Origin of the sequence: Nocardia coffeae, assembly GCF_019890715.1 — a bacterium.
In the GTDB taxonomy this organism is placed as follows: Bacteria; Actinomycetota; Actinomycetes; order Mycobacteriales; family Mycobacteriaceae; genus Nocardia; species Nocardia jiangxiensis.
The window spans coordinates 104788-130252 of the sequence record NZ_JAINZY010000014.1 but is presented as its reverse complement, the minus strand read 5'-3'; the positions used below and the strand labels follow the sequence as shown (position 1 = coordinate 130252).

The window sequence follows — 25465 nt, the reverse complement described above, 5'->3', positions numbered from 1 at the left end:
GAATTATGTGATCGGGGTGTGGTCTGGTCGTGGCAGATGTGGCGATCGTGGGAGCCGCGTGCAGGTTCCCCGGTGCGCAGACCCTGGACGAGTACTGGGATCTGCTGAACAACGCGGTCGAGGTCGCTACGACGACGGGCCTGGTCCGGCCGTCGGACCAGGCGCGATCGTCCGCCCGCGGGCTGTCGGGGAGATTTCTCCGGGACGTCGAGGAATTCGACGCCGACTTCTTCGGTATTCCGCCGAGGGAAGCGGCGGCCATGGATCCTCGGCAGCGGGTCGTTCTCGAGCTTTCCTGGAATCTCGTCGAGAGTTCCGGTGTCGACGCCGATTCTCTCGGCGGCTCGCGGGTCGGGGTATTCATCGGTGCGATGGGCGATGATTATGCGAATATGACGCGGAACGGCGATGCGGCGGTATTCGATCGCTATTCGCATACGGGTACGAGTCGCGGGATGATCGCCGATCGTGTTTCGTATTTCATGCGGCTGCGCGGTCCGAGTCTGACGGTGGATTGTGGTCAGTCCTCGTCGTTGATGGCGGTGCATCTGGCATGCCGGAGTATTGCGTCCGGTGAATCCGTGCTGGCCATTGCCGGTGGTGTGCATCTCAATCTCGATTCGGCGGCCGAGGATATCGAGTCGCATTTCGGCGGTCTTTCGGAGCAGGGACGGTGTTTCACGTTCGATTCCCGCGCGGACGGATATGTCCGGGGCGAAGGTGCGGGGCTCGTATTGCTGAAAAGTCTGCCGGATGCCATTGCGGACGGTGACGATATTCTGGCGGTCGTTCGCGGAAGTGCGGCCGGACACGGTGGCGAAGGTCGGGGCGGCATTGCGGTGCCCACCGTGGCAGGGCAGATCGATGTCCTGCGGCGTGCGTATCAGGATGCGCGAATGGACCCGCGCTCCGCGCATTACGTCGAATTGCACGGGACCGGTACCAAGGTCGGTGACCCGGTGGAAGCGGCGGCGCTCGGTGCGGTATTCGGTCCGCGGCCGGCGGATGACCCGTTGCTGGTCGGTTCGGTCAAGACGAATATCGGTCATCTGCTCGGCGCCGCCGGTATCGCCGGTCTTCTGAAAACCGTTCTGGCTGTTCGACACCGGAAGATTCCGGCGAGCCTGAACTATCGTGCACCGCGCTCCGAGATCGATCCGGATTCTCTCGGTCTGCGGGTCAGCGACGTGTCGAGGGCCTGGGGCGATGGTGCTGCGCGGATTGCCGGTGTGAGTTCGTTCGGTATGGGCGGCTCGAATTGCCATGTGGTGTTGTCGTCTGTCGACGAGTGTGAGGTAGGGGGCTCGGTACGCGAGGATTCGGCGTCCGATGGTGTTTCGGCGGGTGTGGGGTCGGCTGTGGTGCCGTGGGTATTGTCCGGGAAGTCGGGCGAAGCGCTTGTGGGGCAGGCGAACCGGTTGTTGGGGCATGTGCGGGATCGTCCGGAGTTGGATGTTTCCGACGTGGCGTTTTCGCTGGTGTCTCGGTCGGTGTTCGAGCATCGGGCGGTGGTGGTCGGTGGTGATCGTGACGAGTTGATCCGTGGGTTGGCCGGGTTGGTCGAGGGGGAGCCTGGGCGGAATGTGGTGTACGGGCGGGCTGGTGCTGGGGGCAGGACGGTGTTCGTGTTTCCGGGGCAGGGGTCGCAGTGGGTGGGTATGGGGGTGGAGTTGCTGGATGGTTCTCCGGTGTTCGCCGAGCAGATGAATGCTTGTGCCGCAGCGCTTTCGGAGTTCGTGGATTGGTCTTTGATCGATGTGTTGCGCGGGGCGGAGGGTGCGCCGGGGCTGGATCGTGTTGATGTGGTGCAGCCGGTGTTGTTCGCGGTGATGGTGTCGTTGGCTGGGTTGTGGCGGTCGGTGGGTGTCCGGCCGGATGCGGTGATCGGTCATTCGCAGGGGGAGATTGCTGCGGCGTATGTCGCGGGTGCGTTGTCGTTGCGGGATGCGGCTCGCGTAGTCGCGTTGCGGGGTCGGCTGTTGGTGGCGTTGTCGGGTGCGGGTGGGATGGTCTCTCTCGCTGGTGATGTCCAGCGGGTGCGCGATCTGGTGGCTGGTTGGGGTGCTGCGTTGAGTGTCGCCGCGGTGAATGGTCCTTCGGCGGTGGTGGTGTCGGGTGCGCCGACCGCATTGGAGGAGTTGCTGATTCACTGCGAGCGCAGCGACATCCGTGCTCGGCGTATCGACGTGGACTACGCGTCGCATTCGTCTCGGGTCGAGGCCGTCCGGGACGACTTGGTGAAGGTGTTGTCCGACCTCGAGCCGCGTTCGTCGGAGGTGGCGTTCTTCTCCACGGTCACTGGAAACCTCTGTGACACTGCGAGTTTGGATGGCGAGTACTGGTATCGCAACATTCGGCAGACGGTCGAGTTCGAGGCTGCTGTGCGTGCGGCGTGCGGGCAGGGGTATCGGGTGTTCGTCGAGTCGAGCCCGCATCCGGTGTTGATCGCCGGTATCGAGGACACCGTCGCTGAATGCGTCGAAGATGCCGGTTCGGTTGTTGTTCCGTCGCTGGGGCGTGGTGATGGCGGACTCGATCGGTTCCTGATGTCCGTCTCGCAGGCTCATGTGCGTGGTGTGAGGGTGGCATGGCGTGAGATGCTCGCGGGCTCGGGTGCTCGTCGTATTCCCTTGCCGACGTATGCATTTCAGCGGCGTCGGTACTGGTTGACGGGATCCGCTGCGCCTGATCGAGCTGGGCGGTACGAAGCTCGGTCGAGTTCGGTCGTCGAGCCGTCCGAGGACGTTGTGAAACCGGTCTCCGCGCTGGCGCAGCGGTTGCGCGGGCTGGCGGAGGACGAACAGCTCACCGTGCTGTCGCAGATTGTCCGATCCCAGGTTGCCGTGGTGCTGGGGCACGACGGTCCCGGTGATATCGACCCGGATACGGTCTTCCGTGACATGGGATTCGACTCGCTGTCGGCGGTCGAACTGCGGCATCGGCTCGAGGCCGCGACCGGGCTGGCACTGTCCTCCACACTGGTATTCGATTATCCGACGCCCGCGATGCTCGCTCGCCACGTGCGGGAGGAGATCGTGGGAATGCGGGGTCGGGGGCAGCTGGAATCGCCGCTGCGGGCCGTAGTCGATGAACCGATTGCGATCGTGGGGGCGGGGTGCCGGTTTCCGGGCGGGGTCGCCTCACCGGATGATCTGTGGGAGTTGGTATCTCGCGGCGAGGATGTCGTGTCCCGATTCCCGCTCGACCGCGGTTGGGATCTGGCGGGGCTGTTCGATCCGGACCCGGATGCGGTCGGTAAGTCGTACACGCGGGCGGGCGGATTCCTCGACGATGCGGCCGGATTCGACGCGGCATTCTTCGGAATCGGTCCGCGTGAGGCGACGGTGATGGATCCACAGCAGCGGCTGTTGTTGGAGGTGTCGTGGGAAGCGTTGGAGCACGGCGGAATTGATCCGCTGCGGTTGCGCGGCACGCCGACCGGAGTGTTCACCGGTCTGATCGCACAGGGCTACGGCACGCAGGCGGCGGCCGCCGAATCCGAGGACTACTCCGGCACCGGACAGACCTCGAGTGTGGCGTCGGGTCGGGTGGCGTACGTGTTGGGTCTGGAAGGTCCTGCGGTGTCGGTGGATACGGCGTGTTCGTCGTCTCTCGTGGCGTTGCATCTGGCGGTGCAGTCGTTGCGGCTGGGTGAGTGCGATCTGGCGTTGGCCGGTGGCGTCACCGTCATGGCCACACCGAGGATCTACACCGAGTTCAGTCGCCAGCGCGGGTTGTCGGTGGATGGGCGGTGTAAGGCGTTCGCGGGAGCTGCGGACGGTACCGGATTCGCTGAAGGCGCTGGTGTGCTGGTGGTCGAGCGGTTGTCGGATGCGCAGCGGCTCGGGCACGAAATCCTCGCGGTGGTACGGGGATCGGCGATCAACCAGGACGGCGCGTCCAACGGGTTGACCGCGCCGAACGGCCCGTCACAGCAGCGGGTGATCCGGGCCGCGTTGGCCAATGCGGGTTTGTCCGCGGCGGATGTGGACGCGGTCGAGGCACACGGGACGGGCACCAGGTTGGGCGATCCCATCGAGGCACAAGCCTTGTTGGCGACCTACGGGCGCGACCGTGTCGACGCACGGCCGGTGTGGTTGGGATCGGTGAAGTCGAATATCGGCCACACGCAGGCAGCGGCGGGAATAGCCGGTGTGATCAAGATGGTGCAGGCCCTGCGCCACGGGATGTTGCCCCGGACCCTGCACGTGGATGTGCCCAGCCCCCATGTGGATTGGTCGTCCGGCGCGGTCTCGCTGCTGACCGAGTCCCGAGAATGGCCCGATGCGGGTACGCCACGCCGCGCGGGCATATCGTCGTTCGGGATCAGCGGCACCAACGCGCACGTGATCCTGGAGCAGGCGCCCCCCGAACCGGCACCCTGTCGAACCAACCGTGCGCTGGTCGATGTCGCTGCAAATAGCGATGTGCCCGTTGGTATCTCACCTGACAGTGTCGTCCGCGTTGAGGCCGAGCCTGACAGTGCCAATGGTGTCGAATCCGTCGGGGACGCTACCAGTGCTGCCGCACCGATTGGTGACGCATCCGACAGTGTTGTGCACGTTGGCGACAGACCTGATCGTGTTGGGCCCGTTGGCGAAGTTGCCGGTAGTGCAGTGCGTGTCGGCGAAGCAGCTGGTCCTGTCGCGCGCCTGCGTATCGAATCCGATGGTGATGTGTCCCTTGAGGGTGCTGCTGGTGCCGCGGCTGGGGGTGGCGCAGCCGACGGTGTTTCTGCTGCTGCGGGACTGCCGGTGATGCCGTGGGTCTTGTCGGGGAAGTCGACTGAAGCGCTTGTGGGGCAGGCGAGTCGGTTGTTGGGGTATGTGCGGGATCGTCCGGGGTTGGATGCGTCGGATGTCGGCTTCTCGTTGGTGTCTCGGTCGGTGTTCGAGCATCGGGCGGTGGTGGTCGGTGGTGATATTGACGAGTTGATCCGTGGGTTGACCGGGTTGGTCGAGGGTGAACCCGACCGGAAGGTGGTGCATGGCCGCGCTGATTCTGTGGGGAAGACGGTGTTCGTGTTCCCCGGTCAAGGGTCGCAGTGGCTGGGTATGGGTGTGGCTCTGCTGGACAGCTCGACTGTGTTCGCCGAGCAGATCAATGCCTGTGCCGCAGCGCTTTCGGAGTTCGTGGACTGGTCCTTGATCGATGTGTTGCGTGGCACTGACGGTGCGCCGGGGTTGGACCGTGTTGATGTGGTGCAGCCGGTGTTGTTCGCGGTGATGGTGTCGTTGGCTGAGTTGTGGCGGTCGGTGGGTGTTCGTCCGAATGCGGTGATCGGTCATTCGCAGGGGGAGATCGCGGCGGCTTATGTAGCAGGGGCGTTGTCGTTGCGTGATGCGGCTCGTGTGGTGGCGTTGCGTAGTCGGCTGCTGGTGGCGTTGTCGGGTGCTGGTGGAATGGTCTCTCTCGCTTGCGATGTCGAGCAGGCTCGCGATGTGATGGCGGACTGGGCCGACTCGTTGAGTGTCGCTGCGGTCAACGGTCGTTCGGCGGTCGTGGTGTCGGGTGCGCCGACCGCATTGGAGGAGTTGCTGATTCACTGCGAGCGCAGCGACATCCGCGCTCGGCGTATCGACGTCGACTACGCATCCCATTCGCCTCAGGTCGAGGCGATTCGGGACGGGCTCGCGGAGGCATTGTCGGGAATCGAGCCGCGTACCTCGGACGTCGCGTTCTTCTCGACGGTCACTGGAAATCTCTGCGACACTGCGACTTTGGATGGCGAATACTGGTATCGCAACATTCGGCAGACGGTCGAGTTCGAGACCGCGGTTCGTGCGGCCTGTGAGCAGGGGTACCGGGTCTTCGTCGAATCCAGCCCGCATCCGGTGCTGATCGCCGGTATCGAGGACACGGCCGGTGAATTCATCGAAAGCGCTGGCGCGGTGGTCATTCCGTCGCTCGGGCGTGGTGACGGCGGGTTCGATCGGTTCCTGATATCCGTCGCACAGGCTCATGTGCGTGGTGTGAGCGTCGAATGGGATTCGATGTTCGAGCGCGCCGACGTTCGCCGTATCCCCTTGCCGACGTACGCATTTCAGCGGCGTCGGTTCTGGTTGTCGAGTTCGTCTGCGACCGGTGACGCGAGTCGGTTCGGTGTGGGGGAGACCGGGCATGCCCTGCTCGGTGCGGTGGTGGAGCAACCCGGCACCGGTGGAGTCGCGCTGACCGGGCGGCTGTCGCTGGCGGACCAGCCATGGCTGGCCGATCATGCGGTGTCCGGCGTGGTGGTGTTCCCAGGGGCCGGATTCGTGGAACTGGTCGTTCGAGCCGGTGACGAGGTCGGTTGCGGTGTGGTCGAGGAACTGATCCTGCGCGCGCCGCTGGTACTACCGGCCGAGGACGTGATTCAGGTACAGGTTGTCGTCGGCGGCGACGACGAGGCCGGACAGCGGACGGTATCGGTGTACTCGCGCCGAGGCGACTCCGGCTGGACCTTGCACGCGGAGGGAACGCTGCGTGCCGGTGACGGAGTACCGGACGTGCCGGATCTGTCGGTGTGGCCACCGGTCGACGCGGTCCCGGTCGACCTGTCCGATGCCTATGCGCGGTTGACCGGCCGGGGATACGAGTACGGCCCGGCATTCCGAGGGCTCCGGGCGATGTGGCAGCGCGGTGCGGAACTGTTCGCCGAGGTCGCCGCGCCCGCCGACGCGGGTGTGGACGTCACCGGTTTCGGAGTCCACCCGATGTTGCTGGATGCGGCCCTGCACGCTGCGGTGATCGCCGCCGGTCCGGGCGAAACCACGTTGCCGTTCGCCTGGGAGGGCGTATCGCTGCACGCATCGGGAGCAGGTGCTGCACGGGTGCGGCTCGCCCCGGCCGAAGGCGGCGCGGTATCGCTGGAATTGGTCGACAGCGCCGAACTTCCGGTGTTGTCCGCACGGTCGGTGGCAATGCGTCCGGTGACGGCTCAGCAACTTCGCGCGGCGGCAAGAGGCCATCTCGGAACCGGCACGGACAATATGTTCGAGGTGCTGTGGTCGCCGGTACATGCCACCGATGAGCCCGCCCCTGCGGTAACGACGTTGTCTTGGAGGGCATTCGCGCAGCAGACCGGCATCCCGGATGCGGCGACGCACGATGCGGTAAGTGTCGGAGGGGTCCGGAGTACGGTCGGTCCGGATCGGGCGGCGGATGCGACCACATCGGATCGGATGGCTACAGACGGCGTTCGGGATGTGGTTGGCCCCACGGCGGCCTCCGATGTGCAGCGTGCCCGAGACACCGCTATGGAACCGGTTGCATCGGATGTGGTGGGTGAGGATGTCGTCCGGGATCTGGTTGTTCCGGATGCGGTGGTTTTGGAAGTGGCCGGGTCGCGGGACGCCGTGGTGGCCGATGTCCACGACGCGGTACATCGAATCTTGGATGTAGTTAAATCGTTTCTGGCACAGGATGTTTCCGGCAGGCTGATTGTGGCCACGTCTGGTGCGATGGCGTTGCCGGGTGAGGATGTCACTGATCTGGCGGGCGCGGCGGTGTGGGGGTTGGTGCGATCAGCTCAAACCGAGAATCCGGGGCGAATAGTCTTGGTGGACACCGACTCCGGTGTCGATGCGGCTGCGATTCTGGCGGTTGGAGAGCCACAGGTGCTGGTGCGCAACGGAATAGCGCACACTGCCCGGCTCGCGGCGACGGTCGCCGACGACATGTTGACGCCGCCCGAGGATCAGCCCTGGCGGTTGGGTATTGCCGAGAAGGGCACGCTGGAGAACCTTGCGCTGGAAGCCTTCCCGCCGGCCGATGCTCCGCTCGAGCCCGGTCAGGTGCGGGTCGCGGTACATGCGGCCGGAATGAATTTCCGCGACGTACTGATTGCGCTGGACATGTACCCGACCCGGGATGCCGTGCCGGGGAGTGAAGGCGCCGGGGTGATCGTCGAGATCGGTTCCGCGGTAACCGGTCTCGCGGTGGGCGACCGGGTGATGGGTGTGCTCATCGGGGTCGGTCCGCGGGTGATCGCCGATCAGCGCATGGTGGCGGTGATACCCGGCGGGTGGTCCTTCGCCGAGGCCGCCGGAGTATCGGTGGCGTTCCTGACCGCTTATTACGCGTTGGCGGATCTGGGCGATGTGCGGGCCGGGGAATCGTTGCTGGTGCATGCCGCGACCGGCGGCGTGGGCATGGCGGCGGTCCAGTTGGCCAGGCACTGGGGGCTGGAAGTTTTCGCCACGGCGAGCCCCGGCAAGTGGGATACGTTGCGGGCGACGGGTTTCGACGAGGACCACATCGCGAGTTCGCGGACGCTCGAGTTCGAACGGAAATTCCTGACCGGCACCGCGGGCAGCGGTGTGGACGTGGTGCTGGATTCGCTGGCCGGTGAGTTCGTCGACGCGTCGTTGCGGTTGCTGCCGCGCGGGGGACGTTTCCTGGAGATGGGGAAGACCGATATCCGCGATGCGGAGGCGATTGCCGAGCGGTATCGGGGAGTGCGTTATCGCGCGTTCGATCTGTTCGAGGTGGATCCCGAACGGATACAGCGGATGCTGGCCGATCTGGTGGAGTGGTTCGAGGCCGGGGTCTTGCGACCACTGCCGGTGACCACCTGGGATGTGCGGCGCGCCCCGGATGCCTACCGACACCTCGGTCAGGCCCGGCATACCGGCAAACTCGTGCTGCGGATGCCCGGAGCGTTCGCGGCGGGCACGGTGTTGATCACGGGCGGCACCGGTATGGCCGGTTCGGCGATGGCCAGACATGTGGTAGCCGAACATGGTGCGCGAAATCTGTTGTTGGTCGGCCGACGTGGCATGCGGGCCGATGGGGCGGATGATCTGGTGACGGAGCTGTCCCGGTCGGGTGGGCAGGTGCGTGTCGCGGCATGTGATGTGGCCGATCGGGATGCGTTGGCGCAGTTGCTGGCCGACATTCCTGCCGAGGCTCCGCTGACGGCCGTGATCCATGCTGCCGGGGTGCTCGACGATGCGGTGCTCGAGTCGTTGACCGCCGAGCAGGTGGACCGGGTGTTGCGTGCGAAGGTCGACGGTGCGTGGAATCTGCACGAGCTGACCCGGGCGACGAGTCTTCCGGCGTTCGTGCTGTTTTCGTCGGTAGCGGGCACCGTGGGAACGCCCGGACAGGCGAATTATGCCGCGGCGAACACCTTCCTGGACGGGCTGGCCGCACATCGTCGGGCGGAGGGGTCGGCGGCGGTGTCGTTGGCGTGGGGATTGTGGGCGCAGGCCAGCGGCATGACCGGACATCTACAGGCGCAGGATGTCTCCCGGATGCAGCGCGGCGGCCTGGCCGCGATGTCCTCGCAGGAGGCAGTCGCGTTGTTCGACAGCGCATTACGCGTCGATCGCCCCTGCCTCGTACCGGCGCGCTTCGACCTGGCGGGAATGAGTTCCCGGGCAGGTGTACCCGCGCCGCTGTTCGAGGGCCTGGTCCGCGGACCGATCCGGAGATCGGTGGATAATGGCGCCGCGGAGCCGGTTTCGTCTCTGGTGCAACAGTTGCGCGGGCTGGCCGAGGAAGAACAGCACACGCTGCTGTTGCAGATGGTGCGTTCGCAGGCCGCCGTGGTGCTGGGGTACAGCGACCCCGGTGATGTCGCCCCCGACACGGCTTTTCGCGACGCGGGGTTCGATTCATTGTCTGCGGTCGAGCTGCGTAATCGGCTGAAGGCGATGACGGGACTGGCTCTGTCGTCCACACTCGTATTCGATTATCCGACACCCGCGACTCTCGCCCGCTACATGCGGCAGAAGTTCGATGTCGGATCGCCTCGGAAGACGGATGCGGATGGATCTCCGGACGCGGAAATTCAGCGCCTGATCTCGTCCATACCGATCGATGAGCTTCGCCGGTCGGGAGTTCTGGATACCTTGCTCCGGCTGGCGAATGCGCAGGACGACGAGAGTACCTCGACTCACAGCGAAGAAGATCTCGTCGATATGAGCTTGGACGACCTTCTCACTGTCGCTCTCGGTGATCAGGACGACCGATGAATTGGGAGACCGCATGACTACGAAGCTCGAGCAGGCGACCGAGGCGTTGCGCAAGGCGCTCATTCAGATCGAGCGGTTGAAGCAACAGAACAAGACGCTTGTCGAGCGTTCGTCCGAGCCGATCGCGATCGTGGGTTCGGGGTGCCGGTTTCCCGGCGGTGTGGCGTCCGCGAATGATCTGTGGGAATTGGTATTTCGCGGCGGCGACGCGGTATCGGACTTTCCGGGGGATCGGGGTTGGGATACAGCGGGGTTGTTCGATCCGGATCCGGATGCGGTGGGTAGGTCGCATACGCGTGCGGGTGGGTTTCTCGATGACGTGGCCGGATTCGATGCGGCGTTCTTCGGGATTTCTCCTGCCGAGGCGATGACGATGGACCCGCAGCAGCGGTTGTTGTTGGAGGTGTCGTGGGAGGCGTTGGAGTACGCCGGGATTGATCCGCTGAAGCTGCGCAGCTCCTCGACCGGGGTCTTCACCGGCGTGATCGCGCAGGGCTACGGCGTGGAGTCGGAGGGTTTCACGGCGACCGGGCAGATATCGAGTGTGGTGTCCGGTCGGGTGGCCTATGTGCTGGGGTTGGAAGGCCCTGCGGTATCGGTGGATACGGCGTGTTCGTCGTCATTGGTGGCGTTGCATCTGGCGGTGCAGTCGTTGCGGTCGGGAGAATGCGATCTGGCATTGGCCGGCGGTGTGACGGTGATGGCCACGCCGAGTGTGTTCTCGGAATTCAGTCGGCAGCGGGGCGTGTCGGTGGATGGGCGGTGTAAGGCGTTCGCGGGGGCAGCGGATGGCACCGGATTCGCTGAGGGTGCTGGTGTGCTGGTGGTCGAGCGGTTGTCGGATGCGCGGCGGCATGGGCACGAAATCCTGGCGGTGGTCCGGGGTTCGGCGTTGAATCAGGATGGTGCGTCGAATGGTTTGACCGCGCCGAACGGCCCCTCGCAGCAGCGGGTGATCCGGGCTGCGTTGGCCAATGCGGGTTTGTCCGCGGCGGATGTGGATGCGGTCGAGGCGCACGGTACCGGCACGACTCTGGGCGATCCCATTGAGGCGCAGGCGTTGTTGGAGACCTACGGGCAAGGCCGCAGCGATGGTCGCCCGCTGCTGCTCGGGTCGGTCAAGTCGAATATCGGTCACACACAGGCGGCTGCGGGTGTGGCCGGTGTGATCAAGATGGTGCAGTGTCTGCGGCACGGGGTGTTGCCACAGACACTGCACGTGGATGTGCCGAGCCCGCATGTGGATTGGGCCTCGGGGGCGGTCTCGCTACTGACCGAGTCTCGGGCGTGGCCGGTTACGGGAGCGCCACGCAGAGTGGGGATTTCGTCGTTCGGGATCAGCGGGACGAATGCGCACGTGATTCTGGAACAGGCGCCCGATGATGTGGCGTCCGGTGGCGTGGGATCCGGTGGCGGGGTTTCCGGCACTCGTGCTGTGGTCGCCGAGGCCGAATCCGGTGAGTCGGGTCTGCCGGTGCTGCCGTGGGTGCTGTCGGGCAAGTCGGCGGACGCGTTGGCCGGGCAGGCAGGCCGGTTGTTGGAGTACGCGCGCCGGCATCCGGAGGTGGCTGCGGACGACATCGGTTTCTCGCTGGTCGGCCGGTCGGTGTTCGGACATCGGGCGGTGGTGGTCGGTGGTGATCGTGACGAGTTGATCCGTGGGCTGACGGGGTTGGTCGAGGGGGAGCCTGGGCGGAATGTGGTGCACGGTCGCGCCGACACGTCGGGCGGCACGGTGTTCGTGTTTCCCGGTCAAGGGTCGCAGTGGCTGGGTATGGGTGTGGCTCTGCTGGATAGCTCGCCTGTGTTCGCCGAGCAGATGAATGCTTGTGCCGCAGCGCTTTCGGAGTTCGTGGATTGGTCTTTGATCGATGTGTTGCGCGGGGCGGAGGGCGCGCCGGGGCTGGATCGCGTCGATGTGGTGCAGCCGGTGCTGTTCGCGGTGATGGTGTCGCTAGCTGAGTTGTGGCGGTCGGTGGGTGTTCGTCCGGATGCGGTGATCGGTCATTCGCAGGGTGAGATTGCTGCGGCGTATGTGGCGGGGGCGTTGTCGTTGCGGGATGCGGCTCGCGTAGTCGCGTTGCGTAGTCGGCTGTTGGTGGCGTTGTCGGGTGCGGGCGGAATGGTCTCGCTGGCTTGTGATGTCGAGCAGGCTCGCGATCTGATGAAAGCCTGGGGTGCTGCGCTGAGTGTCGCCGCGGTCAACGGTCGTTCGGCGGTCGTGGTATCGGGTAGTCCGGTCGCGCTCGGAGAGCTGTTGGTGGAGTGCGAGATTCGCGACGTTCGTGCGCGGCAGATCGACGTGGATTACGCGTCGCACTCGAGTCAGGTCGAGGCCATCCGAGACGACTTGGTGAAGGTATTGTCCGACCTCGAGCCGCGTTCGTCGGAGGTGGCGTTCTTCTCCACGGTCACCGGAAGCCTCTGCGATACAGCGGTTCTGGACGGCGAGTACTGGTATCGCAACATCCGGCAGACAGTGGAGTTCGAGGCTGCCGTGCGTGCGGCGTGCGCGCAGGGATATCGCGTGTTCGTCGAATCCAGCCCGCATCCGGTGCTGGTCGGCGGCGTGCAGGACACGGTCGGTGAGTGCGTCGAAGATGCTGGGGCGTTGGTTGTTCCGTCGCTGGGGCGTGGTGAGGGTGGGCTGGATCGTTTTTTGATCTCTGTCGCACAGACTTATGTGCGCGGTATGGGGGTCGAGTGGAGCTCGGTGTGCGCGGCGTCGAGGGCTCGTCGTGTCCCGTTGCCGTCGTACGCTTTTCAACGGCGCCGCTACTGGCTGGCAGGCGGCGGCGCGGGTTCGGCCGGGGCCATGGTGCCGGATGCGGCGATCGATCATCCTGATTCCGCTCTCGCCGAGGTCGCCCCGGACAACATGTTCGAGCTGCAGTGGTTGCGTGCCCCCGAGGTGGGCGAGCGGACCACGGAATTGACGACGCTGCCCTGGGAGGTATTCGAACAGCGCAGGATCACTCCGGCTGCGGCGGCCTCGAAGTCGAGGGGTGAGGCGACTCCGGATGTGGTGGTGTTGGAGGTGGGGGCGTTCGGTGGCGAAGTGGTGGCGGATGCCCACGATCTCGCTCGTCGGGTGTTCGCTGTAGTGCAATCGTGGTTGGCGCAGGAGGTTTCGGGCGTCCTGCTGGTTGTGACGCGCGGTGCGGTGGCGTTGCCGGGTGCGGATGTCACCGATCTGGCGGGTGCGGCGGTGTGGGGGCTGATTCGCTCGGCGCAGTCGGAGAATCCCGGTCGGATCGTGCTGGTGGACACCGATTCCGACCTCGACGCAGCCGCGATCCTGGCGGTGGGCGAGCCGCAGATACTGGTCCGCTCGGGAGCTGCGTACATCGCCCGGCTCGTGGGCGTGCCCATTGAATCGCGCACCACCAACGCTGAATCGTTCTCGACCGCAGCGAGTTTCGATCCGGCGGGCACGGTGCTGATCACCGGTGGCACCGGTATGGCCGGTGCGGCGATCGCCCGGCATGTGGTCACCGAGCATGGTGTTCGGAACGTGGTGTTGGTGAGTCGCCGTGGCGTGCAGGCGGATGGAGCCGATGACCTGGTCGCGGAGCTGACCGAATCGGGTGCGCGGGTGCGGGTGTCGGCCTGTGATGTGGCTGATCGGAATGCGTTGGCGCAGTTGTTGGCCGACATTCCCGCCGAAGCTCCGCTGATGGCCGTGATCCACGCGGCGGGGCTGCTCGACGACGCGGTGATCGGTTCGTTGACGCCCGAGCGTGTCGATACGGTCCTGCGCGCGAAGGTGGATGGCGCCTGGAACCTGCACGAGTTGACTCGCGAGCTGAATCTCCCTGTGTTCGTGCTGTTTTCGTCGATGGCGGGCATCGTGGGCTCCGCCGGACAGGCCAACTACGCCGCGGCGAACACGTTCCTGGACGCCTTGGCGACGCACCGCCGAGCACACGGTTCGGCGGCGGTGTCGCTGGCCTGGGGATTGTGGGCGGACACGAGCGGCATGACCGCGCGACTGCGTGCCGAGGACCTGGCCCGGATGAACCGCGGTGGCCTGGTGGCGATGTCGTCACGGGAAGCGCTCGGGTTGTTCGACGCCGCATTGCGCATCGATCGCCCTTGTCTGGCACCGGCGCGCATCGATCCCGCCGGGATTCGTTCCCAGGCGGTCGCGGGTGTCGTCCCGCCGTTGTTCGCGGATCTGGTCCGCATCGCGCCTGGCCGCTCGGCCGATGACGAGGAGTCCGTGCTGACGCGACGGCTGCGCGGATTGACCGAGGACGAGCAGCGCGCCGTGGTGTCGCGGACTGTCCGGTCGCACACCGCCGTCGTCCTCGGCCATCCCGGCCCCGATGACATCGACCCGGCTATCACCTTCCAGGACTTGGGATTCCGATCGTTGACCGCGATCGAGTTCGGAAACCGGCTGAAGGCCGCGACCGGACTGGCCTTGTCGTCCACGCTCATCTTCGACTACCCGACGCCCGCCGCGCTCGCTCGCCACATCCTGGGCGAGATCGTGGGGGTTCGGGATCAGGGACAGCGAGAGTCGCCGGTTCGTCCGGTGGTCGACGAGCCGATCGCGATCGTGGGTTCGGGATGCCGGTTCGCGGGCGGTGTGGATTCCGTGGATCGCCTGTGGGAGTTGGTCTTCGGGGGCGGGGATGTGGTGTCCGGGTTCCCGGAGGACCGCGGCTGGGATGTAGCGGGGTTGTTCGATCCGGATCCGGATGCGGTGGGCAGGTCGTATACCCGGGCGGGGGGATTCCTCGATGACGTGGCCGGATTCGATGCGGCCTTCTTCGGGATCTCGCCGACCGAGGCGACGGCGATGGATCCGCAGCAGCGGCTGTTGCTGGAGGTGTCGTGGGAGGCGTTGGAGCATGCCGGAATTGATCCGCAGCAGCTGCGCGGCACCTCCACCGGCGTCTTCACCGGCATCATCAACCAGGCGTACGGGGCCGCCTCGACCGACGGTGAGGGCTATCGAATGATCGGCTCGGCGTCGAGTGTGGCGTCGGGTCGGGTGGCGTATGTGTTGGGTCTGGAAGGTCCTGCGGTATCGGTGGATACGGCGTGTTCCTCCTCTCTCGTGGCGTTGCACCTGGCCGTGCAGTCGTTGCGGCTGGGTGAGTGCGATCTGGCCTTGGCCGGCGGCGTCACCGTATTGTCCACGCCTGCAGTCTTTCCGGAGTTCAGTCGGCAACGGGTGTTGTCCCCGGACGGACGCTGCAAGGCGTTCGCCGAGTCCGCCGACGGCATGGGGTTCGCCGAGGGTGCTGGTGTGCTGGTGGTCGAGCGGTTGTCGGATGCGCGGCGGCTGGGGCATGAAATCCTGGCGGTGGTACGGGGTTCGGCGTTGAATCAGGATGGTGCGTCGAATGGTTTGACCGCGCCGAACGGCCCCTCGCAGCAGCGGGTGATCCGGGCTGCGTTGGCCAATGCGGGTTTGTCCGCGGCGGATGTGGATGCGGTCGAGGCACACGGCACCGGCACGACCCTGGGCGATCCCATCGAGGCACAAGCATTGTCGGCGACCTATGGGCGGGATCGTCGTGACGGTCGGTCGTTGCTGCTGGGGTCGGTGAAGTCGAATATCGGTCACACGCAGGCGGCTGCGGGTGTGGCGGGTGTTATCAAGATGGTGCAGGCGTTGCGGCACGGGATGCTGCCGCGGACACTGCACGTGGATGTGCCCAGCCCGCATGTGGATTGGGCCTCGGGGGCGGTCTCGCTGTTGAGCGAGTCCCGGGCATGGCCGGATACGGGTGCGCCACGCCGTGCGGGCGTTTCCTCGTTCGGGATCAGCGGCACCAACGCGCACGTGATCCTGGAACAGGCGCCCGACGCCTCCGACCAGCCCGAACCCGAGGGCGTGCGGTTGCCCGTGGTGCCGTGGGTGCTGTCGGGGAAATCGGCCGAAGCATTGACGGGGCAGGCGAACCGGCTGCTGGAGTATGTGCGGCAACGTCCGGACTCGGACGTGTCCGATATCGGTCTCTCCCTGGCGGGCCGCTCGATGTTCGAGCATCGGGCCGTCGTGGTCGGCAGCGATCGCGACGAGTTGATCCGTGGGCTGACCGAACTGATCGAGGGCGCACCCGGCCGGAACGTGGTGCACGGCCGCGCCGACACCGCGGGCAGGACGGCGTTCGTCTTCCCCGGCCAAGGCGCGCAATGGCTCGGCATGGGCGCGGACCTGTACGCGAGTTTCCCGGCCTTCGTCGAGGCATTCGATGCCGTGGTCGACGTGCTGGACAAATATCTGGACCGGCCGTTGCGCGAAATCCTCTGGGGCTCTGACGAAGAGCTGTTGAACAGCACGGAATTCGCGCAACCGGCGCTGTTCGCGGTCGAGGTGGCGCTGTTCCGGCTGCTGTGGCAGTGGGGGCTGCGGCCGGATTTCGTGCTGGGCCACTCGGTGGGCGAGTTGAGCGCGGCCCATGTGGCGGGTGCGTTGTCGCTGCCCGATGCGGCCGCGCTGGTCGTCGCGCGGGGACGATTGATGCAGGCCCTGCCGGAGGGCGGAGCGATGATCGCGGTGCAGGCCGACGAGGACGAGATCCGATCCTCGCTGATCGATGGCGTCGCCGTCGCCGCCGTCAACGGCCCGCGATCGGTGGTGATCTCCGGCGCCGAACCGGCGGTGCACACCATCGCGGATCGGTGGGGCGAACAGGGCCGCAGAATTCACCGCCTGTCGGTGTCGCATGCGTTCCATTCCCCGTCGATGGAACCGATGCTCGCCGAATTCGGTGCGATTGCCGAATCCGTCACGATCGCCGAACCGGAGATACCGATCATATCGAATCTCACTGCGAGGCAGAGCGATACGGACTTCGGCTCGGCGCGGTACTGGACCCGGCACGTCCGGGAGACGGTGCGGTTCGCCGACAGCGTGCGGTTCCTGGAGTCGGCCGGTGTGACCCGATTCGTCGAGGTGGGGCCGACCGGCGGACTCGTGGCATCGATCGAGGAGTCACTCTCGTCTCCCGACGTTGCCCTGACGATCCCCGTCCTCCGGAAAGGACGAGCGGAGCCGGAATCACTGATGCTCGCGCTGGGTCGTTCTGTGGTGGCGGGCGTAGCGTGGGGTGGCCTGTTCGACGGGACGGGTGCTCGTCGTATTCCGCTGCCGTCGTACGCGTTTCAGCGTCGGCGGTTCTGGTTGTCGAGTTCGGTCGCGAGTGGTGATGCGGGTCGACTCGGTGTGGGTGAGGCCGGACACGGATTGCTGGGTGCGGTGGTGGAGCAGCCGGATACCGGTGGAGTCCTGCTGACCGGGCGGTTGTCACGGGCGGTGCAGCCGTGGCTGGCCGATCATGTGGTGGCCGGTGCGGTGGTGTTCCCGAGTGCCGGGTTGGTGGAACTGGTCGTTCGTGCCGGTGACGAGGTCGGTTGCGGCGTCGTCGAAGAATTGCGGCTGCGAGAGCCGCTTGTGCTACCGGCCGAGGGAGCGGTCCAGGTACAGGTCGCGGTCGGGCCCGGTGGCGACGCCGGGCAGCGGACGGTATCGGTGTACTCGCGACGAGGTGAGAGTTCCGGTTGGGTGTTGCACGCCGAGGGGATATTGGGCCCCAAGGGTTTTGCGCCCGACGGCTCGAACCTGTCGGTGTGGCCTCCGGTGGATGCCGTCGAGATCGATGTCGTCGATACTTATGCCCGGTTGACCGCGCAGGGGTACGCGTACGGCCCGGCGTTCCGAGGGCTGCGGGCGATGTGGCAGCGAGGTTCGGACCTGTTCGCCGAGGTCGCTGTTCCCGCGGATACCGGTGTCCGGGTAGCCGGCTTCGGCGTGCATCCGGTGATCCTGGACGGGGCGCTGCACGCTGCGATCGCCGCTACCGATGGGGGAGAGATCGCCCTGCCCTCCGATTGGGCAGGCGTGTGCCTGCATGCGGGAGGCGCGGATACGGTGCGGGTACGGATCAGCCCCGCCGGTGCCGACGCGGTATCGCTGGAATTGGTTGATGGCGAGGGCCTTGCGGTGTTGTCGGTGCGGTCGGTGACGATGCGTCCGGTGGCGGCCGAGGAGTTGCGTGCGGCGGCGGCATTGTCCGGGACCGGTGCGGACAATGTGTTCGAGGTGGTCTGGTCGCCGGGCGTCGTAGCCGCCGATGTCATCCCGGATGCGGCTGCGCCGGTGGTGGTCTTCGAGGCGAGCACATCGGGAAGTGAAGCAGTAGGCGATGTCCACGACCTCACCCATCGGGTGTTGGCGGCGGTGCAATCATGGTTGGCGCAGTCCGTTTCGGGCATATTGATCGTGATGACCCATGGTGCGGTGGCCTTGCCGGGCGAGGACGTCAGGGATCTGGCTGGTGCGGCCGTGTGGGGTTTGGTGCGGTCGGCGCAGACCGAGAATCCTGGTCGGATCGTGTTGGCGGACACCGATTCCGATGTCGATGCGGCCACGATCCTGGCAGCCGGGGAATCGCAGGTCGTCGTCCGATCGGGAACTGTGCACACTGCGCGGATGGCGCGGGTGACCGTTGAATCGAACAGGCCCGCAGCGAGTTTCGACCCTGTCGGCACGGTGTTGATCACCGGTGGTACCGGTATGGCCGGTGCGGCGATCGCCCGGCATGTGGTTGCCGAGCACGGTGTTCGGAATCTGTTGCTGGCCAGCCGGAGTGGTATCGAAGCCGACGGTGTGTCCGAACTGATCGCGGAACTGGCCGAGTCGGGTGCGCGGGTGCGCGTGGTGCCGTGTGATGTGGCCGATCGGGATGCGCTGGCGCAGTTGTTGGCCGACATTCCTACCGAGGCTCCGCTGAAGGCGGTGATTCACACGGCCGGGGTGGTCGACGATGCGGTGTTCGGTTCGTTGACACCCGAGCGCGTCGACACTGTTCTGCGCGCGAAGGTGGATGGCGCCTGGAATCTGCACGAGTTGACTCTCGAGCTGAATCTCCCTGTGTTCGTGCTGTTTTCGTCCATGGCAGGCATCGTGGGCTCGCCGGGACAGGCCAACTACGCCGCAGCGAACGCCTTCCTCGACGCCTTGGCCACCCATCGCCGGGCACAGGGCTCCGCGGCGGTCTCCCTGGCCTGGGGATTGTGGGCTCAGGCCAGCGGCATGACCGGACATCTCGGTGCACGGGACATGGCCCGGATCGGTCGCGGCGGCCTGGCCTCGATGTCCTCGCAGGAAGCGTTGGCGTTGTTCGACGCCACGCTGGGCATCGACCGGCCGTGTCTGGCCCCGGCACGCCTCGAGTTGCGTGCCCTGGACTCCGGCACCGAGGTATTTCCGCTGCTCCGCACGCTCGCCCCGACGCCTCTGCGCCGACAGGTCGACACCCGGCGTGCGGCCGTCCGGACGAATATCGACGAGCTGTCCCCGGCCGAACGCCGATCCGAGCTGATCGAGATGATCCGCGGCAAGGCCGCCGTCGTCCTGGGCTTCGCCGGTCCGGACGATATCGACCCGGACTATCCGTTCGAGGATCTGGGCCTGGATTCCATGGGCGCGGTGGAACTACAGAACAGCCTGGGCGCGGCGCTAGGACAACCACTGCCGCCCGGACTGGTCTTCGAGTACCCCACGACGACCGAGTTGGCCGACCACCTGCTCGACGATCTGTCGATCGTGGTGAATCCGAGCTAGCCGACTCGGGAAACCTCGGCGGAGCCGCCCGGCTCGCCCAGCTCGTGAATGCGAGTCGCGTCGAGCCGGGCCGCGACATCCACGGTGCGGATCGAGGGGTCGGCCAGGTGCCGGCTCACCGCCTCGGACACCTGGGCGGCGATCCGGCGACGCATCTTGCCGATCACGCCGAGCGTGCGCGCCCGCAATCCGTCGGCTCGCAGCTGGACGTCGATCTGCGTGCTGTGCGGCTGCTCCACATCGATCACGATGAGCAGCGGAGCGGCCGTGCGCGTCATCAGGACCAGCGGAATCTCCACCTCGGCGTGGTAGTGATCGGCCTTGCGCACATCCACGACGACGTCCAGCGTGACCGGGACGACCATGTCGAAGGCGACCGTGTCCGCGTCGGTTCGCTCGGTGACCCGGGGCAATCGGATGACGCCCCGTGCCGTCACCTCGGCCGCGTCGCGCGGGCCGGTGCGCATCGAATCCACTTCGATGACCCGTCCCGACAGGCTCTCGGCCACCGCGCGCACCCGCGCGGGCGTCACGATGCGCGGCAGGAAGCGGCGGCCGAACTCCGCGTAATCGATCCAGTCGACGTTCGTGAGATCCGCGGGTTCGGCGGGCTCGCCCGCGGTGATCGCCTCGATGTCGAATATTCGGGCCCGCCGGGCCTGGGCCTGGCCGAGCAGGACGTTGAGCCGGTCGGCGACCTCTTTGCGGACCATTTTCGCGGTCGGTTCCAGGAGTACTTCGGCCTCGGCGTCGACGGCGCCGGCCCGGATGATCGGCGGGCTGACGTCTCGTTTGGTGACCGGCGGGATATCGATGACCACCAGCAGCGGGTCGGCTGTGCGCGCGTGCAGCGTCAGGTTGATGTCGACCGTCGCCTCCAGCTGCACCTCGCGCCCGCCCAGCGTGACGGTCAGCTCCAGCCGCACCGGAATGCGCACTGCGAAGACGACTTCGGACCCGGTGCGGGTGATCGTCGGCGTTCCGATCTCACCCCGGACCCATACCCGCGCGAGCTTGCCCGGCCCGACGGCGAACGGGCCCATCTCGATCCGCCCGGCCAGGCTGGATACGGCCGCTTCGATGCGCGCGGGCGTCACCGCATGCGCGACGAAGCGTTCGCCGAACTCCCCGTAGGAGATCCAAGTGGGCAGATCGACTTCGCTGGACTGTCGCATAGGCTTCCCGGAATCTCGTGGTGTCGGACGGCGGCACGCTCCCCGCCCCGGGCATAGGACGTCAAATCTACCGATCATGAGCCGACCGGCCAAGTTTCCGTGCTCGTCCGGGGCGGCCACCGGGATCGCCTCGGGGACACCGAGTTTGCCCCGCTCCCGGCCGGCGACGGGCCTACTGCCCGGTCTCGGGGTCGTCGTCGGTGCGGTGCAGCACCCAGGTGCCGCGGCCGGCGGCCTTGGCGTGGTACAGGCCGGTGTCGGCTTCGTCCAACAGCTTCTCGGCATTCGCGCCGACCACCGAGGTGACGACGGCGCCGATACTGGCCGACATCGACAACGGATCGCTGAGACCGACCGCAATCGGGTCTCGCAGCGTCTCGAGCATGGTTTCGGCGGCCGCGTGGGCCGCCTCCTCATCGCAGGGCGGTGCCAGCAGCGCGATGAACTCGTCTCCGCCGATGCGAGCCAGCGTCACCTTCGGCGAGGTCAGAGCCGCGTCGAGCCGTCGGCCGATCTCGGCCAGCACGCTGTCTCCGGTGCGGTGCCCGTAGCGGTCGTTGATCAGCTTGAACTCGTCGAGATCGAGAAAGCACAAACCGATCTGATCGGCGGGGTGCGCCTCCGCGACGATGGTCTCCAACTTCTCGAGCAGGCTGTGCCGGTTCGGCAAACCGGTCAGCGGGTCGTGACGGGCCTGCCACCACAGTTTCTCCTGCAGGGCGCGTCGCTCGGTGATGTCCTCCCCGACGGCCAGCAGGCGCAGGTCGCGTCCGCCCGCGCCGCGCACCAGCGTCATCGTCCACGCACCCCAGCAGACGGAGCCGTCCGGGCGACAGAAGCGGCCTTCGAAATGCACCGTGCCCTGTCTGCGCGTGTACAGCTCGACGACCACCTGACGGAGTTTGTCGCGGTCCTCGGGGTGCATCAGGTCCAGACCGGCCACCCCCGGCAGGTCCTCCGGGGCCATACCGACCATCCGGGCCGTGGTGGGATTGGCTTCGAGCGTGATGCCGTTGCTGTCGTAGAGCGCGATGGCCACCGCGGCGTTGTCGAATACCACGCGGAAGCGCTGGTCGGCCGCCTCCTGGCTCTGCATGCAGACCTTCGACAGTTCGGTGGCGTAGCCGCTGCCCAGCTCGCCCAGGAGGGTGCCGAACCGCTGTACCTGATCGGGCCGCTGTGACCGCTCCAGCAAACTGATCAGTGCGGTGGCGGTCGGGCCCATCATGCTGGGGCCCGTCAGGTTGGACCGGACCATCTCGCCCCCGATCCGGTACGCGGGTGACGGGTCGAACGGTTCGGCCGACAGGGCAGCTTCCAGTTCGACGATCCATCGTGCCGTCAACTGGCGAATGTCGTGCGGCACAGGGGTCGACACGCCACCGCAATCGATCAGAGCTGCCGACCAGTCCCGCGCCGTGTCGGCAACCTCGCGACCGTCCATCCGCGAGGACCTTCCTCCATCCCTGGACCCTCCGGTCCAGCACCGACGCCCCTCCCCTTCGCTATCACTCAGCATACGAAAGAACAGCTGTGCTCGCGTCGGTGGCAGCTACAACCGGCTACGACGCGGGCGAAGCCGTTTCCGCGGCAAGTAGATTCGGGTTCACCGCTGGTTGTCGCGCAGCTGGCTCAGGCCGGTGAGCAGCAACTCCAGGCCGAAGTCGAATTCGTCCTCGAGCGGGACCGGAAGGGAGCCGCTGACCTCGGCGGTGGCCGGGTAGCGAGTGGGGTCGGCCGCGCGCAGGGCCGCGGCTTGCTCCGGGTCGTCCTCGGACTCGGCCTGACCGGCGAGTTGGATGGCGAAGCCCAGGATGTAGCGGGCGATGGTCGCATACGAGCGGGCGGCCAGGTGCGGTGCGAAGCCGTTGTCGAGCAGGTTCGCGATGCTCCGTTCGCGGATGAGCATGGCGTTCGGCCCGGTGACCACCTGCTGTACCAGCAGCGGCGCCAGATTGCGGTGCCGCGCCAGCGCGTCGAACATGGTGCGCGCCTGCACGCGGCACGCCTCCTGCCAGCCCGGCGGGCCGAGCTGGTCGGGGGCGAGCGCTGCTTCCCCGAACGCCCGGTCCACGACCTGAGCGACCAGTTCGTCGCGGTTGACGAAGTGTCGGTAGAGCGTCGAGGTGCCCGAGTCCAGTGCTTGTGCGAGTGAGCGCATGGTCAGCGCGTCCGCACCCTGTTCGTCGACGATGCGCAACGCGGTGGCGATGATGCGGTCCAGCGGAACGGCCGGGCGGCCCGGACCACGCCGAGGCGGTGATTCGTCCGTCCGGGAGTTGCGGGGCGCCGTGGTCACACGGTCAGTATGACGAACCGCGCCGACGTGCCGAGATCTATGCGGATGTGAGGAATTCGGCCAGCTGGTCGCCGACCTCGGCGGGACGTTCGTACGGGGCCATGTGGCCGCAGTCCTGGAACACCCGGCACTCGGCCGGGCGAAGCATCCGGCGGACGTCGTCGAGGCTGCTGATCGGTGTCACCCGGTCGTCCGTGCCCCACATCAACATCTTGGGGACATCCAGACGACCGGTCCGTTCGTACAACTCGGCCCGGTCGTAGAGCTCGAAGTTCCGGAGTGCGGCGAACAGCGAGTACATCGAGCCGCGGAAGCGGTAACAGGGGCGGACCATCTCGGCGAGGTCCTCCGCCCGTCGGGGATCGCTCACGTTGTGTCCCAGATGCCGTGCCAGGATCCGTTGCCCGAAGTGCTTGGCAACCAAGGTGGTCAGCACATTGCTGCGGAACGATGCCTGCTGCAACGGCGACCGGGGTCCGAGCCCGGCCGGTCCGATCAGGCTGAGCGTCGACATGGATTCCGGATGCCGGTTCAGGAAGGCCATGGCGATCAAGGCCCCCATCGACGTCCCCACGAGGTGCCCACCCTCGCCCAGGTCGAGCGCATCGGTCAGCTCGGTCAGCTGACGAACGAAGAACGCCTCGTCGTATGCGCCCGCCACGCGGTCGGAGTAGCCGCGTCCGTACAGGCTGTAGGTCAGAGTGCGTAATCCACGTGCGTGCAGTGCGGGAAGAACCTCATCCCAATAGAACAGGGGAATGGTGAGCCCGCCGACCAGAACGACCACCCGGCCCTGCGCCGGTCCGCTCAGTTCGTAGTGTGTGATTCCCGAGGGGAGTTCGATGAAGCTGCCCCGCAACTGCTTTCGGGTTGCGGGGTCGAGGCGTCGGTCCTCGCCGGATGCCACGAAGTATCTCATCGCGCATCGTCCGCTCGGTTCCCGGCGGCGCGGGCATCGAGGAAATCCGCGACGGCGTCGGCGACCCACTCCGGTTGCTCTTCGGGCAGCAGGTGTCCGCCGTCGGGATGGATCAACTCGCGGCTGTCGGCGATGTCGCGAGCGAAATGCTGTCCATCGATGCTCGCGCTGCGCAAGACGAGGGTGGGCACCGATATCCGCGGGATTTCGGTGCTGCGGTCGGGTTGGTCGGTATTGGCGAGATCGACGAATGCCGAACGGTTTCCGGGCAGGCTCAGCAACCGGTACGCGCGATCGATCATCGCGTCGTCGACGATCGTCGAGCCCGGACCCACCGACGACCGCAAACCTCGTTCGACGGCCGAGCGTGGACTCCAGTGTCGAAGCAGTGGCCGAAGCAACGGGTTGCGCGCCAGGCGCATCGCGCCGGGAACGGTCTTCTCCGGATATCCGGTCGCGTTCGCCAGGATCAGCGCGGTCGAGCGTTCGGGGTGGTCCAAGGCCATGTTCCAGGCGATGTTGCCGCCGAGCGAATTGCCCAGCACCGAGTAGTGCTCGACCCCCAGGACTTCGACGAAGCGCGCGATCGTCGAGGCGTAGGCCGGTATCCGGTAGTCGCGATCCGGGCGCGGTCCGGTGCGGCCGAAGCCGGGTAGGTCGGGGCGGATGATGTCGAACGATCCGGCCAGCAGTTCGGCCACCCGATCGAAGTGGTACAGGGAAGATCCACTGCCGTGCAGCAGGACCAGCGTCGGGCCGCGACCGCTGCGCTTGTAGTGAATACGCAGGTCATCGACGGCAGTGAACTTCGAATCGGCATCGGCATCGCTACGCTCGACCATAATGGGAACAGTGTTGCCGATATTTCTCCGGCCTGTCAAGCGCTGCGGGGATCGGCCGACTCGGCGCCTCGGTGCGGGGGCGTCCCCGGGGGTGAGGATAGGTCGCTCGCGGTCCGGCGCGACTCGGCCTAATCTCCGGCTATGAGGCAGCTGAGCAGCCCGTGGTCACATCTGCCCGAACGCATCGCTGCCCCGGAACCGGTCCGTCACGAGGACATTCCGCCGCCGCCGCCGGAACCGTGGACCGTCGTGCGCCGGCGATTGCGCGGGTTGTCGGGCTCGTCGCTCGTCGTCATCGGACTGTGCCTGCTGCTGATGCTGGCCGTGCTGTCGTCCTGCCTGGGCAGCGACAACCATCCTTCCGCGTCGGCGAGTCCGGCGGCGAGCACCACGGCCGCTGCACCCGCGGCGGCCGCGCCCGCGGCGAACCGCGGCATAACGTTCGGAACGGTCACCGCCACCGACGGCACGACCCTGACCGTCCAGGCGATACTCGGCGGGACCGTCGTCGTGCACAGCACCCCGACCACCGAGGTGCTGGCGCTGGGCGGCGGTCGGATATCCGATATCGCCGCAGGCTATTCGGTTTTCGTGCACGGCGACCGGAATCCGGACGGGTCCATCGTCGCGAGCCTGATCATCGGCGGACCGCTGAATCTCTCCGGTAAGTGATCGCCGACGGCGA

At 66.5% G+C, this 25465-nt stretch carries 7 protein-coding genes and 1 pseudogene; 3 read left to right on the top strand and 5 right to left on the bottom strand.

Annotated elements, in window-relative coordinates; translation table 11 throughout:
• The first annotated feature begins 29 nt into the window (after positions 1-29).
• Together K7711_RS48020 and K7711_RS36755 are read left to right on the top strand one after the other, a co-directional pair.
• Positions 30-9959: a type I polyketide synthase gene (locus K7711_RS48020; protein WP_443678114.1), complete on the top strand. Its 9930-nt coding sequence runs from the start codon at positions 30-32 to the stop codon at positions 9957-9959.
• A 13-nt stretch (positions 9960-9972) separates the two neighbouring features.
• Positions 9973-19497 (top strand): annotated as a pseudogene (locus K7711_RS36755) (SDR family NAD(P)-dependent oxidoreductase); the annotation flags it as partial.
• A 44-nt stretch (positions 19498-19541) separates the two neighbouring features.
• Here the strand turns inward: K7711_RS36755 and K7711_RS36750 are convergent.
• From K7711_RS36750 to K7711_RS36730, 5 genes are all read right to left on the bottom strand, one after another.
• Entirely contained in the window at positions 19542-20720 is a 1179-nt protein-coding gene (locus K7711_RS36750; protein WP_222975684.1) for a hypothetical protein, read from the bottom strand.
• A gap of 172 nt (positions 20721-20892) precedes the next feature.
• Positions 20893-22164: a diguanylate cyclase domain-containing protein gene (locus tag K7711_RS36745; protein ID WP_222975682.1), complete on the bottom strand. Its 1272-nt coding sequence runs from the start codon at positions 22162-22164 to the stop codon at positions 20893-20895.
• A 162-nt stretch (positions 22165-22326) separates the two neighbouring features.
• A complete protein-coding gene (locus K7711_RS36740; RefSeq protein WP_308015118.1) occupies positions 22327-23019 on the bottom strand; it encodes a TetR/AcrR family transcriptional regulator in 693 nt (230 codons plus the stop codon).
• A 37-nt stretch (positions 23020-23056) separates the two neighbouring features.
• Complete coding sequence (locus K7711_RS36735) at positions 23057-23938, bottom strand: alpha/beta fold hydrolase (RefSeq protein ID WP_222975680.1); 882 nt, start codon at positions 23936-23938, stop codon at positions 23057-23059.
• The gene (locus tag K7711_RS36730; protein ID WP_222975678.1) at positions 23935-24780 is read right to left on the bottom strand and encodes an alpha/beta fold hydrolase; all 846 of its coding nucleotides are present in this window, start codon (positions 24778-24780) and stop codon (positions 23935-23937) included. The genes K7711_RS36735 and K7711_RS36730 overlap by 4 nt, the downstream gene beginning before the upstream one ends.
• 141 nt (positions 24781-24921) lie before the next feature.
• Between K7711_RS36730 and K7711_RS36725 the strand changes: the two genes are divergently transcribed.
• On the top strand, positions 24922-25452 hold the full coding sequence (locus K7711_RS36725) for a DUF5666 domain-containing protein (protein ID WP_222975676.1): 531 nt from the start codon (positions 24922-24924) through the stop codon (positions 25450-25452).
• Positions 25453-25465: the final 13 nt, after the last annotated feature.